At 35.3% G+C, this 13029-nt stretch carries 10 protein-coding genes and 2 pseudogenes; 7 read left to right on the top strand and 5 right to left on the bottom strand.

Features of this window, described 5'->3' with window-relative positions; genetic code table 11:
* Window positions 1–29: 29 nt before the first annotated feature.
* Entirely contained in the window at window positions 30–2033 is a 2004-nt protein-coding gene (locus tag ACQKOG_RS02255) for an EAL domain-containing protein (protein ID WP_427444743.1), read from the top strand.
* Between the two features lie 726 nt (window positions 2034–2759).
* Here ACQKOG_RS02255 and ACQKOG_RS02250 read toward each other — a convergent pair.
* A complete protein-coding gene (locus ACQKOG_RS02250; RefSeq protein WP_402872345.1) occupies window positions 2760–3374 on the bottom strand; it encodes a TetR/AcrR family transcriptional regulator in 615 nt (204 codons plus the stop codon).
* Between the two features lie 225 nt (window positions 3375–3599).
* On the opposite strand from ACQKOG_RS02250, the gene ACQKOG_RS02245 reads away from it, so the two are divergent.
* The 5 genes and pseudogenes from ACQKOG_RS02245 to ACQKOG_RS02225 all read left to right on the top strand — a co-directional run.
* Window positions 3600–4493: an NAD(P)-dependent oxidoreductase gene (locus tag ACQKOG_RS02245; RefSeq protein WP_402872342.1), complete on the top strand. Its 894-nt coding sequence runs from the start codon at window positions 3600–3602 to the stop codon at window positions 4491–4493.
* Window positions 4494–4508: 15 nt separating this feature from the next.
* Window positions 4509–6029, top strand: coding sequence for a CoA-acylating methylmalonate-semialdehyde dehydrogenase (locus tag ACQKOG_RS02240; protein ID WP_402872339.1), 1521 nt, complete (start codon window positions 4509–4511; stop codon window positions 6027–6029).
* A 206-nt stretch (window positions 6030–6235) separates the two neighbouring features.
* Window positions 6236–7726, top strand: coding sequence for a gamma-mobile-trio recombinase GmtY (gmtY, locus tag ACQKOG_RS02235; RefSeq protein ID WP_427444738.1), 1491 nt, complete (start codon window positions 6236–6238; stop codon window positions 7724–7726).
* Complete coding sequence (locus tag ACQKOG_RS02230) at window positions 7723–7989, top strand: hypothetical protein (protein WP_370076914.1); 267 nt, start codon at window positions 7723–7725, stop codon at window positions 7987–7989. Before gmtY ends, ACQKOG_RS02230 begins: the two co-directional genes overlap by 4 nt.
* Window positions 7990–8498: 509 nt before the next feature.
* A pseudogene (locus ACQKOG_RS02225) lies at window positions 8499–8681 on the top strand (PadR family transcriptional regulator); the annotation flags it as partial.
* A 247-nt stretch (window positions 8682–8928) separates the two neighbouring features.
* Here the strand turns inward: ACQKOG_RS02225 and ACQKOG_RS02220 are convergent.
* The 4 genes from ACQKOG_RS02220 to ACQKOG_RS02205 form a co-directional block, all read right to left on the bottom strand.
* Window positions 8929–9183 (bottom strand): hypothetical protein, encoded by a 255-nt coding sequence (locus tag ACQKOG_RS02220; protein WP_370076916.1) that lies wholly within the window; start codon window positions 9181–9183, stop codon window positions 8929–8931.
* 117 nt (window positions 9184–9300) lie between these two features.
* The gene (locus ACQKOG_RS02215; RefSeq protein WP_427444734.1) at window positions 9301–10353 is read right to left on the bottom strand and encodes a hypothetical protein; all 1053 of its coding nucleotides are present in this window, start codon (window positions 10351–10353) and stop codon (window positions 9301–9303) included.
* Window positions 10354–10391: 38 nt separating this feature from the next.
* Window positions 10392–10937 (bottom strand): hypothetical protein, encoded by a 546-nt coding sequence (locus ACQKOG_RS02210; RefSeq protein ID WP_370076920.1) that lies wholly within the window; start codon window positions 10935–10937, stop codon window positions 10392–10394.
* Window positions 10938–11678: 741 nt separating this feature from the next.
* Entirely contained in the window at window positions 11679–11873 is a 195-nt protein-coding gene (locus ACQKOG_RS02205; protein WP_427444731.1) for a hypothetical protein, read from the bottom strand.
* A 378-nt stretch (window positions 11874–12251) separates the two neighbouring features.
* Between ACQKOG_RS02205 and ACQKOG_RS02200 the strand changes: the two are divergent.
* A pseudogene (locus tag ACQKOG_RS02200) lies at window positions 12252–12947 on the top strand (M15 family metallopeptidase); the annotation flags it as partial.
* Between the last annotated feature and the right edge of the window lie 82 nt (window positions 12948–13029).

Below are 13029 nucleotides of genomic sequence, written 5' to 3'. Positions count from 1 at the left end.
AGCAAACACGCTACTTAGTGAGGGATATAATGAAAAAATATAAAGAGAGTGTAGCGCAATTTGCAGACTATCATCAATTCATACAACTCAACCCATTTGATGCAATCGTATGTTTGAGAAAAGTTGATACAAAAGCGTTTGAAGTCGTTCATTTTAACGAAAAGCTACCGTCATTTATTAAGCTACAAGATGTGAAAGCCATCAACGCAGAACAATTTTTTACGGAGCAATGCTGGCTGCAATTATCAAATATATTACAACAAGAATTCAATATAGACCAAAGTCTAAAGGAAAGTACGGAGCACACAGTAAAAACATTTGTTGTTCGTGTACTGCCCTTAGAAAAATCAGTTATAGCAGTTATTCTACGGGAGAAACAAAATGAGGTAGAACCGTATTTGCAATTTGTAGAACAGCACGTAAGTCCGGTATTAACAACTGATTTACAAGGTCGCATTATTCACCAAAACGTTGTTGCCACTTCTCTATTGTCAAAAGAACATCAAAGCTTGATAGGTCAAAATATTTTTTCATTATTAGAGAGTAAGTATATCAACGAATTTAAATTATTATTCGCAAAAACTATTGAGGGCTCAGCATTTGGTATGCCCAAATGCATGTTTAAAGGTCAATTGCTAAGTAAAGAACCATTTTATTTAAGAACGCATCCAACGTACTTTAATGGTGAAATTATAGGTGTACATTTATTTGTGAAAGATGCCACTTCATTTATGAATGATCATGAGGCCTTTTATTACCTAGCATTAATGGATGAATTAACGGGTATTTGGAATCGCAAGGCTTTTAAGGAGCATTGGCTTCAACATTTAAATGATAAAAAGCGTAATAAGCAAGCAGCTATTATTTTAGTGGATATTGATCGCTTTAAAAAGTTTAATGAATCCCTTGGTGAAAGTAAGGGTGATGAACTTATGCGAATGTTTAGTCATAGACTTCGTGAGCTCTGTTACTCCAAATGCTCTCTTTATCGTTATAATAGTGATGAATTTATTTTTGTTCTAAAAGATGCAACCATCAACAAAATTGAACATACGGCTAATGCTATTTTAGACGCATTAAAACAGCCATTCATGATTGATGGGCAGGAATATTTTATTAGCGTGTCGATTGGTATCTCACTCAGTCCAGCAGATGGCATGGATTTAGAAACGCTTGTACGTAAAGCAGATAAAGCATTGTTTTCTGTAAAAGAACATGGGCGTTCACACTACCGTTACTATCGTGAAGATATGACAACTATTTTTCCAAATGAAGCGCTAATGGAGGCCCATTTACGTCGTGCTATCGAATTTAATGAGCTAAGTATTCATTTACAACCACAAATGGATTTAACGAATAACAGCACCAATAGCTTTGAGGCCTTATTACGATGGAATAATCGAAAATTTGGCTATGTGTCTCCTGCACAATTTATACCTATTGCGGAGGCATCAGGCTTAATAATTGAAATCGGTGATTGGATTATTGACGAGGTATGTCGCTATCAAAAAGAGTGGCAAATGAAGGGTTATCGACCAGTACGAATTGCCATCAATATTTCACCAAAACAATTTAGAAAAGAAAACTTTGCTCGGAAAATTAAAACTGCCTTGAAAAAGTATAATGTGCCACCTGAATTATTAGAGGTGGAAATTACCGAAAGCTCCATGACTAATGTTCATGAAACATTTTCAATTTTAACTGAATTGAAGCAACTAGGTGTTTATGTTTCGGTTGATGATTTTGGAACAGGCTATTCATCTTTAAGCTATTTAAAGCGTTATCCGATAGACATCATAAAAATTGATCAATCATTTATAGCTGATATTACGAAAGATGATAAAAATGAGGCAATTATTAAGGCCATTATTTCAATGTCCCATAACTTGGGATTAGAGGTCATTGCTGAAGGGATCGAGGAACCATCACAGGTTGATTTCCTAAAACGTCATTGTTGCCAAAAAGGCCAAGGCTTTTTATATAACAAGCCATTACCTGTAGAAACCATTGTTAATAAATATTTTGTCGGCTAATGAAAACAAGTCAAGTAGCACTTCATCGTGAATTGGATGAAGTGCTACTTTTTAGAGTTTTGGGAAGAGGGGTATCTAAGGGAAATGCAGGTACAACCGATCAAAAAAAGGCATAACCTGATCACATCTCCGGGCAAGCCGATCAAAAAAGGACTTCACCTGATCACATCTCTGGGCAAGCCGATCAAAAAGGAATATACCTGATCACATCTCCGGGCAAGCCGATCAAAAAAGGGCTATACCTGATCACTTTTCCGGGCAAGCCGATCAAAAAAGGAATATACCTGATCACATCTCTGGTCTAGCCGATCAAAAAAGGAATATACCTGATCACATCTCCGGTCAAGGCGATCAAAAAAGGGCTATACCTGATCACTTTTCCGGGCAAGCCGATCAAAAAGGAATATACCTGATTACATCTCCGGCCAAGCCGATCAAAAAAGGAATATACCTAATCACATCTCCGGTCAAGGCGATCAAAAAAGGGCTAAACCTGATCACTTTTCCGGGCTAGCCGATCAAAAAAGGACTTCACCTGATCACATCTCCGGGCAAGCCGATCAAAAAAGGACTTCACCTAATCACATCTCTGGTCAACTCGATCAAATAATGCTTTACCCGAGCAGTTCTCCCGTCAACCCGAACGAACGGAGATACAACCGGATTGGAAAAGGACTACACCCGAGCGCATGCTGTTTCCACCTGAGCAAACCTGTCTAAAATGAGCTATTTATTTTCTACTTTCAATCCATCTAACACAATAGCTGTAAATTGCGCCATTTCTGCAGCTAAATTGAAATCTTCATTGTGGATTAACCAATCATAAACATTTGCACGCATACAACGTTGAATAATTGCTTGAATTTGATTAACCTCTATATCGTGACGAAACTCCCCAAGTTGAATACCTTCTTCGATATAACTGTTCATAATTTGGAAAATCATTCTTTGTGGATTTATTAAATAATGATCTTGTTCCACTTGATTTGTCATCGCAGCAGTATACACAGTTCGTAACAAATCTTTTCCAACAACATTTGTTAAATACTTCATTTGTTCTTGATACAGCAATAAAATTTTTTCACTTGCAGGCAATGTACGATCAATATTTTTTTCCACAGAGCCATAAAAACTATCTAGCTCTTTAAATTTTTCTAAAATAACGTCGTACTTGGATGGGAAATGTGTGTAAAATGTTCCTTTTGATACATTACAGGCTTTAGTAATTTGCTCAACAGATACATGCTCGAATCCATGTTTATTAAATAAATCTAAAGATGCTTTGAGTAATTTTTCCCGTGTTTCTAATGCCTTTTTTTGACGGCTAGTCAATGAATTCATATTGGACAATCCCTTCAAGTTAAAGTATTTTAACATATTTTTTATGGAGAATATTCTGAAAATATAAAATGTTTTGATTGACGTAATGGATTTGATTTGATTATCATTTAATTGACCGTAGTCAATGACTTTGGTCAATTAATAAATCACGTTATTAATGTTACGATAAAAGAGTAGGGTTTGGCTAGTGTTCATTGGATTTTCAAGGAACGGGGGATGTCAACAATGACGGAGAAATTAGGTTTTATCGGCTTAGGCAATATGGGGTTACCGATGTCAGTTAATTTATTAAAGGCTGGCTATAAGGTATATGGCTTTGATACTAATTCACAAGCAGTGGAGCAATTTAAAAAAGAAGGTGGAGTTGGACTTGCAACAGCAAAGGAAGTTGCTGAGCAAAGCGATATTATTATGACGAGCTTGCCGACACCACAAGTAGTGGAACAAGTATATAGATCTGAACAGGGTATAATGCATCATGCTAAGAAAGGAAGTTTATTAATAGACTTTAGTACGGTAAATCCCGAATTGAATGATTCCTTACATAAGGAAGCACAATCATTGGGATTACGATATCTTGGGGCACCTGTTAGTGGAGGTGTTGTAGGTGCTATTAATGCAACACTTACGATAATGGTTGGTGGTGAAGAGGATGATTATCAAAGCGGATCTGGAATATTCCGAATAGTAGGAAAAAATATTTATCATCTGGGTACGTCTTCAAGTGTAGGTACACGTATAAAATTACTCAATAATTTAATGATTGGATTTTATACTGAGGCAGTCGCTGAAACAATCGTGCTTGGTGAAAAGATGGGTATCCATGCAGATACATTGTTTGAAGTGTTAAGTAATAGTTACGGTCAAAGCCGTATTTATGAACGTAATTTTTTAGAATACATGAAAAACGACAACTATCAGCCAGGTTTTTCTACAAATCTATTATTAAAAGATTTGAAACTAGCGAAAAATATGGCAGAAGAAGCAGGGGTACCACTTCGAATCGGGAATAAATTAGTGGATCTTTATAGTGATATTTCTCAGCAAGGCTATGGAGAAAATGATATGTCGGCTGCTTATTTAAGTTTAAAAGAAACATGTAAAATTGAACAATTTTAAAGGAGGACAATAAATATGACAACAGCACATGAGGTTAAAACATTAACGCACTTTATTGGTGGGGAACTAATAGAAGGGAAAAGCGAACGTTTCGGTTCGGTATTTAACCCAACGACTGGTGAGGTTATTGCCAAGGTTCCGCTTGCAACTGCAGAAGAAACTCGAGAGGCAATCGATAAGGCACAGACAGCTTTTCCACAATGGAGAGATACATCAGTAGCTAAACGTGCTGAGATTGTATTAAAGTTCCGTAATCTTATTACTGAAAACATGGAGGAGCTTTTACAAATTATTTGTACAGAAAGCGGTAAAACAATTGAGGATGCGAAAGGTGAAATTACACGTGGTTTAGAGTCTGTTGACTTAGCTATCGGTGCACCTCATTTAATGAAGGGAGAGTATTCAGTTAATGTTGGTGGTGACATTAATGCCTACTCTGCAAAATATCCCTTAGGTGTTGTAGCGGCTATTTCACCATTTAACTTCCCGATCATGGTGCCTTTAGCGCAAACAAGTATGGCAGTTGCTGTCGGTAATGCCGTTATTTTAAAAGCTTCCGAACGTGTTCCTATGACTGCCTTATATGTTAGTGAGCTTTGGAAAAAGGCTGGGTTACCAGATGGCATTTGGACGGTAGTAAATGGAGATAAAGATGCAGTTAATGAACTATTAGAAAATCCGAGTGTGGAAGCAATTTCATTTGTAGGGTCGACACCAGTTGCCAAATATATTTATGAAACAGGCTCGAAACACGGTAAACGTGTCACAGCACTTGGTGGAGGAAAAAACAATATGGTTGTTATGCCTGATGCAGATCTTGATCAGGTAGCAAATGCGTTTATCGGAGCAGCTTATGGAGCAGCCTCTCAACGTTGTATGGCCATTTCTACGATTATGCCTGTTGGAAAGGATACAGCAGATCGTCTTCTTGAAATCTTAAAGGAGAAAATCACTAATTTGAAGGTAGGTTCATATACAAATCCAGAGACAGATTTTGGCCCTGTCATTTCACAGCAATCGAAGGAAGCGATTATTGCTGCGATCAATCGAGGAGAGTCTGAAGGGGCAACAGTTGTTTGTGATGGTCGTGAACTTGATATTGTCAAAGAGTCAAAAGGATTCTTTGTAGGTCCAACATTGCTAGATAACGTAAAACCGGGCATGGAAATTTATGAACAAGAAATATTTGGTCCAGCACGAAATGTTGTACGTGTGGATTCATTGGACGAAGCAATCCAACTTATAAATAAGCATGAGCTTGGAAATGGGGTAACAATCTTTACGAATGACGGTTTAGCAGCTCGTAAATTTACTACAGAAATCGATGTTGGTATGGTTGGTGTAAATGTCCCAATTCCAATCCCAGTAGGCTACCATAACTTTGCTGGATTTAAAGGCTCTCGTTTTGGAGAAGGGCATATGTTTGGTCCCGATCAAGCACGCTTCTTCACTAAAACAAAAACAATATCAGAGCGTTGGATGACAGGTCAAGCATCGACAGCATCTACGTTTGCATTCCCAAGTAATAACGACTAGTTCAGAAGAGGAGCTGTATACTTTTTATTACAGGTAGGAAACCATACTAAAACTTAATAGTTAACCACCAAATACAGTCTTTATACACATAAAAGGCTGTATTTTTTTATTGTCTTAAAATATTATTACAGGTAAAATATATACCAAATACCAAATATATGCAATGATATAACGTTAATTCAAGATACATAGATCGGGGGGAATTTATGAGATATGTAAGAGTGCTAACAAAAACATACAAAGACAACACTGGTAGAAGTATTGAATTGTACTCTCTTCTCGTAGAGCACAATGGAGAAACAAGTCTTTTACATCCATTGCACGAGTATCAGCTAAAAAACCATGTAATGAGCAAGTCATGGCATAACAAACTTATACAGGCAGTGGAATTAATGCTAGATTATATGAATGCAAATCAACATTGCTTTTCATCTCCAAAGGCTTTCTTTGAATCCTTTGCTGAATCTATGTATTCTGGGACGATTGGTGAAGATGGGTATGACCCAAGTGGTCTTTACTGGTTACCTAAAAAAACCACTACAGCGAATAATCTTCTCTACTTACTAACTCAATTCTCTGATTGGCTGGCAGAGAACTATAATGTAAAGCCACTCAATCCATGGAGAAATGCTACCAGTTATGAAGAAAGATTGAATTGGATGGCACAGAACAATAAGAGTCATAGGTCCTTTTTAGGACATTTGGACAGTTCATTAAAAACGTCAGAGACAGCTAAGAAAGCACGCAATCTCAAACTACGAAGAGCTCCTTCAGGTGAAAACAGCGGAACAAAAGCATTTCCTGAAGACAAGATTAACGAATTACTGTGGGAAGGCTTTAAGAAGACAGACAAAAAGAACAATTTAAGTTTTCTTGAGAGTTACAACTGGCGTGATATTGCTATTACTATTTTAATGCATGGAGGTGGCATTCGACATTGTGAGGCTTATCACTTATGGGTACATGATGTAATGCCTGACCCCTACGACCCAAACCTCGCTCTTGTACGAATTTACCACCCTGTTGATGGCGCTGCACCTAACGACTATAAAAACCCCTCAAACGGACGTTATGTAACGAATCGTGAAGCCTATTTAGGTATCAAATATGGCATGCTACCTAGAAACAAATATGTAGACAAGAGGCGCTATGCTGGATGGAAAAATCCTAAGATGTCTGACGGACAACAAAACTATATGCAGGTTCATTGGTTTCCTCGTCAATGGGGATACCTTTTTATGCAAGTTTGGAAGATGTATATGGCTCAACGCCTTCGTGAGAATATACCTGACACACACCCCTTCGCGTTTGTATCCTTTAAGGACAAGGTTAAAGGTGATATGTACAGCATGCAGTCGTTTAAAGAATCTCATGCCAAAGCAGTAGAAAAAATAGGACTTACAGTGGGTAAAATGCATGGTACAACTGAGCATGGTCATCGGCATGCTTGGGGACAACGTGGACGTGCTGCAAACTTAGACCGTCCAGTTATGCAGGCAGGACTGCACCATAAGTCTGAGGAGTCACAGGATATTTATACAGAGCCAACGATAGATAGTGTGACACGAGCACTCACCCAAGCAAGTGAGGCGCTAGAAAATGGCATTAAGCTACCTATGAACGTAGATATGGATGCGTGGTTCAATCAAGAACGTAAGCTACAAAAAAAGTGGATCCAAAGGGGAAAAAATAGATGAAGAAAAAAAACCTTGGACAAAGCTCAGACATAACATTTAGTTGGGTTACAGAAATAGACCCTAAACTTGAACAATGGGGTTCTTTAGCTAAAGATTATCTGATTACAGTTATAAGAAACAAATCTGGAGTAATATCAGCACTTGGGAAATTTCTAATCGAATATCTTCATAAGAAAAATATATCAAAAGTTCCACTCAATGAATGCGTGCTGCTGCCCCTTCTGGCCTGCTCCAAGTTGTTTCGAGATAATAAAGTTGTTTAATACCGTTCAACAATAAATTCCTTTTCTTATGGAACGGTTCTCTACGTTGTTTGTAACTGTAAAATTTAAGGAATCCTTTACAGACAACCCCTAAAGCTTTGGATCACTTCATTAGGCGCACCGTGATTAATCATATGTGTAGCATTATTTCTTTATCGTCATCTTTCATCCAAAGCTGTTGGTGAAAAATCTTTAGCGATTTACCAAATCTCTTAAAGTCTTATCGTATAATCGATAAATAACAGACATAATTTCCTCGTCTATTTCATCAACAAATTCAACTACTTGTTGGTCTTCAACGTTTTCCACATTATTATCTTCTACTATCGTAGAACACCTCCTCTTATAAATATTAGACCTATTTATATTTTATCACATGTGAATGTTTTTATAATTGTTCCTTTTATACAGTTGGTCTACACTACCTTTATTTATCAGCAATATATTTTTTTATTATACCTTGCATTATAGAGTAATATAAATTACGTTATTACCAATATGTGTGAGAAATAGAAGTTGATAAGGGAGTTTTAAAAGGACATATTGATACGTTAATTCTTTCACTTTTACATAGTAAGGATATGATGAACTTGCAAAATTAGTTCGAGAAAAGAGTAAATAATCAGTTTGAACTTAAAGAAGGGACTCTTTATCTGTCATTAAAGCGTTTGGAGAAAAATAAATGGATTTCTAGATGAACAAGGTCCTGGAGTGGGGAAACCCTGTCTAAGTTCATGTTAATTAGACCGTACAATCGGATATGGTCTTTCACGTAAGGATTCTCAGCAAATTATTTCACTTGTTTCGGATTAAATAATTGATGACTCATTTTCTACACTCATGTTCATTATTCTCTTGATAATGTATCTTTTTTAAGTAAAAGCACCCTATGAAGGTAGACTTTTTTTAATTGTCTACCTTCATAGGGTGCTTTTTATATTAAGAAACATTTTTTATCATTTTAGTTTTAATTAAAGAGAAATATTGCATTAATTGATTCGTAATCCATAAAGATAACGTCACAATAAAGGCTGATACACCCCAACGAACGAAATTTGATATTTCAGATAGCGGATAAGGATTTATTACTACTGATCCTGAATTTGATATCAAAATAATATATATCAATCCACGTTCAGAAATTATAAGAGATAATGTAATCACTATAAAATAGACTAATGCTTTCAATTTCATTTTTTAACCACCTTTAGATTATAATATTAAAATACAATACATGAATATAAGAGGGCTCAACTTAATAACTCCTAAACCAGTGTTAAACCATCTTATCATCTGTTTATTACTTACAAATTAATCACTCTCTTTGTAAAATTCTATAACTGTTTGGAATGAGGTAGGGAAGGGTTTTAATCCTAATTCAACAGCTTTTATATCTGCAAGTAATTCTTCTTCCCTATTATTAAGAATCATTAGATAATTTTTTTCTTTGGATGTACGTAACTCTTTCAATTGTTGAGAATCAAAAAATATATATGTTGGTTCGTTTTTTTTCACTTTTACTTTCTCCATTAATACAGAAGAATTCCCTCTTTCATCTAAAGAGATTATATCAACTTCCGTATTATAGGGAACCGGTCCTAATTTCATACCTTCTATTGGTGATTTAGTAATTACTATCCCTTCATTTATCATATATTCAATGTCTTGTTTATTTTTTCCTATCCATTTAGGGTAAGGGGTTAAATTAACATTCTCCACATCTTTCAAATCCAAATCAAAAGTATGTTTGGCAGTATTGTTATTTACGTTAACAGGGCCATCCATAACGAAATTCCGATGGATGGGTGACATTTCACCATTGTACAAACCCGGAATTCCCGAGTGTTCAAGTGGGAAAAATAATAATTCATTCATCCCATCTTTATCCCATTCAATCTTAATATTAATTTCCACTGAAGATTCAGGCTGTACATCATATAAAATGGAATAAGCCCATTCACTAGAGTTATTCATTTTTACTTTCGCAAATTTATTACCTTGCATGAAAAAACTCTGAACTTTCAATTTTTCGTTCCCCTTATTTTCGAAAATAATTGTCCCTATAATATGGTCCTGCTCCGTATCAAGTTTAATATAGGGATAGGAGACACTCTTCATCTTAATATGTTTTATAAGTTTTTCGTTGGGAAGGAACCCCAACACTTTACTGTATTTTGGACCGATATCTGGAGATGAGTTGAATATATTGTAATCATCGTTAATTTTTACATCAGGAGAATCGTTAGAAACTTCTTCATATACTTTTATCTCATTTTTCTCTGTGTTTTCTAGATCTGAGTATACTATTCTTGCCAAAAAAAGAATTATAATTATTGCTATAACAAATAAATAGATTTTTTTCATTTATTAACTCCTTGATTAAGAAAATGTCGATTTGAAATTTAGTAGTTTATACTATCAGAGGTATATCCAGTAAAAGTTATATTTGATGTGAATCTATTTACCGTATGGTAAGTTAACCCTGACCATGCATTCGTACCCGATAAATCATTAGTCTCAATTGTAGAAGTAGCTTTAGAAGATGAAGACAATACAGTAGTCGAAGCAAAATTACCTTGAATAGGACTTAACCCTGCTGTACTAATGGAAGTTTTTGCAGTTATTACATCCATAATTCCTCCGTCTTGAGAATACCCAGTGCTAGTAACTTTACTACCCGATCCTTTAACTGTTGTTTTCCCATTTGTATATTTGAACGCTTCGTTTGCCAAAGGTGAAATTCCATAATCTGAAGTTTCATTATTTGAAATTTCATTTGGATCAAAAAGTTCAATAGTATTAGGATACTTTCCTACTTCGAAAGATTCCCAAGCCTTATCCCAATCAATATCAGTATATTCAGAGCTCGCTTTAACTGATGAATTACTACCTGTAGATAAAACAACACCTGCAATTAAGAACGGCGTTAACATTTTTGTAAGTTTCATACAAATTCCTCCTTTTTCTATTATTACCTTATAATATTTTCCAATTTATTAAAAGTGTGATTTTAACTAAATTCATGAGTTTAATTTGAAATTTTCTGATTTTTCGATATAATATATTAACAAAATTTGGATGTATTTTGTTTTAATCTTTTTTAAAATATTATTTTTACATAAGTACCATTGAATCAATTTCATGTGAGATTACTCAATTGAAAACATAACTAGAAGAAAACGAACTATTCCAGTCTCTTCCCGGTATAGGTGAAAAATTCGCGAACGGGTGCTTTACTTCAATAAGGAGTAGAGCCTTTTTCTACTTAAATTAAACCAGCTAATAGATTGTCAATAAAAATCTTTATAATTAAAAAACACTTCATGCTATACATACCAGTGGATTTACGATAATGACAAAGTACTCTCTTGCTTCTAAAAACTGAACAACTGGGGCATACTCAAATAAACCTCGCATTTTTCGCGCAAAAAAAGGGCGTAAATGGATTAAAAAGGATTTCCACACCCGAGGATGTTGCTGAAACCATCTGTTATACACTTCTTCAAAAGTCTCTAACAGGACAAATCATAGCAGTAGACAATGGTCAAACAATGTAAGAATCGATTCCCTTTTTATTTATAATTGAGAATTCAAAATTGAAAAGATGTTTACTGAGTTTGTAAAATCCATCAGTAAACATCTTTTTGTTCGTTTATCAAGGTTATTAGTATCAATTTGATCATACATTATTATTGAAAAAAAAAGGATGCTAAATATTTAATTTCCTTTTCATCAGGTGTTGCATATCCTACATTATTTTTATCACTTAAATAGGCAACACAATCTGGATATAATGCTTCTGTCCATTCTTTAACTTCAAACTCTGAATCAAAAATACGGTTATCCTCTTTATGGCTTCCATTTATCCATTTAACATTCTCCATTGAATCCACCACACTTCCAATTTCCCCCACAACTATTCTATATTATTATGCTAACCTGCGCCTTTAGTTCAATAAAAAAGAGCTGCCTATGCAACTCAATGATTTTCAAGTAAAGCACCCCAAGTAGCCTAATCGATTGCATTAATTTTATTCCCTCTCTTAAACCCTTTAATTATATGCGAGCGAGAAATCGTTGATAACAAGGTTATGGTACTACTTACGAAGTTACCGAAAACTTATCAAACTATGTACCTCGACTTAATAGGAGGAGGTCTTTCATTCGTACTCTTATTTTTTGTAAATTCAGTTCCTATTGCATGGGTGTGTGAATTGTTTGGGGGAATGGTATTTCCTTTATTCAATGCCCAAAGTGCAGCAAATTTACTTTTGGTCAATAGTAAGAACCCAGTTCACAATGAAAGTATAATATCAGATGTCATCAATTTATACGCTAACAAAGAATTGGTAAAAGGATATAAAGTGTTTAATAGCGAAATATTTTTATCAGAAGATATAGCAAGTAAATTTTCGGATATGGTTCTTGATGCGGAAGAAGATGGAGTTTCTAGTTTTTTAATTACGAGTGGTTTTCGAAGATTTGATGAGCAAACTAAACTTTATAAAGAAATGGGTTCCAAACGTGCCTTACCAGCAGGTTTCAGCGAACACAATTTAGGTTTATCGCTTGATATGGGAAGTACCCAAGGGAAGATGGAGGTAGCACCTGAGGGAGAGTGGATAGCACAGAACGCTTGGAAATACGGGTTTACTCTACGTTATCCAGAGGATAAAACGGACATAACTGGAATTATGAATGAACCATGGCATATCCGCTTTGTCGGTTTACCGCATAGTGCGATTATGAAAGAAAAGAATTATGTTTTAGAGGAATATTTAGACTTTCTAAAAGCAGAAAAACATATTTCTGCTACTGTAAATGGTCAAAAATATGAGGTCTTTTATTATCCTGTTACTGAAAATACCACTATTAATGTACCAGCCAATCTTCGTTATGAGGTATCGGGTAATAATATAGATGGTGTGATTGTGACAGTATTTCCTGATACAGTATAGAAACTCAAGGACCTCGTGTAAACCAGGGTCAAACAGGTACAACATAAAAAGAGTGAGAGAGCCAAAAGGCGAACAATCTCCT

Origin of the sequence: Lysinibacillus sp. NPDC093216 (assembly GCF_050280325.1) — a bacterium.
Taxonomy (GTDB): Bacteria; Bacillota; Bacilli; order Bacillales_A; family Planococcaceae; genus Lysinibacillus.
Note: the sequence above shows the minus strand (reverse complement) of the source record. Positions and strands in the feature narration are given on the sequence as shown.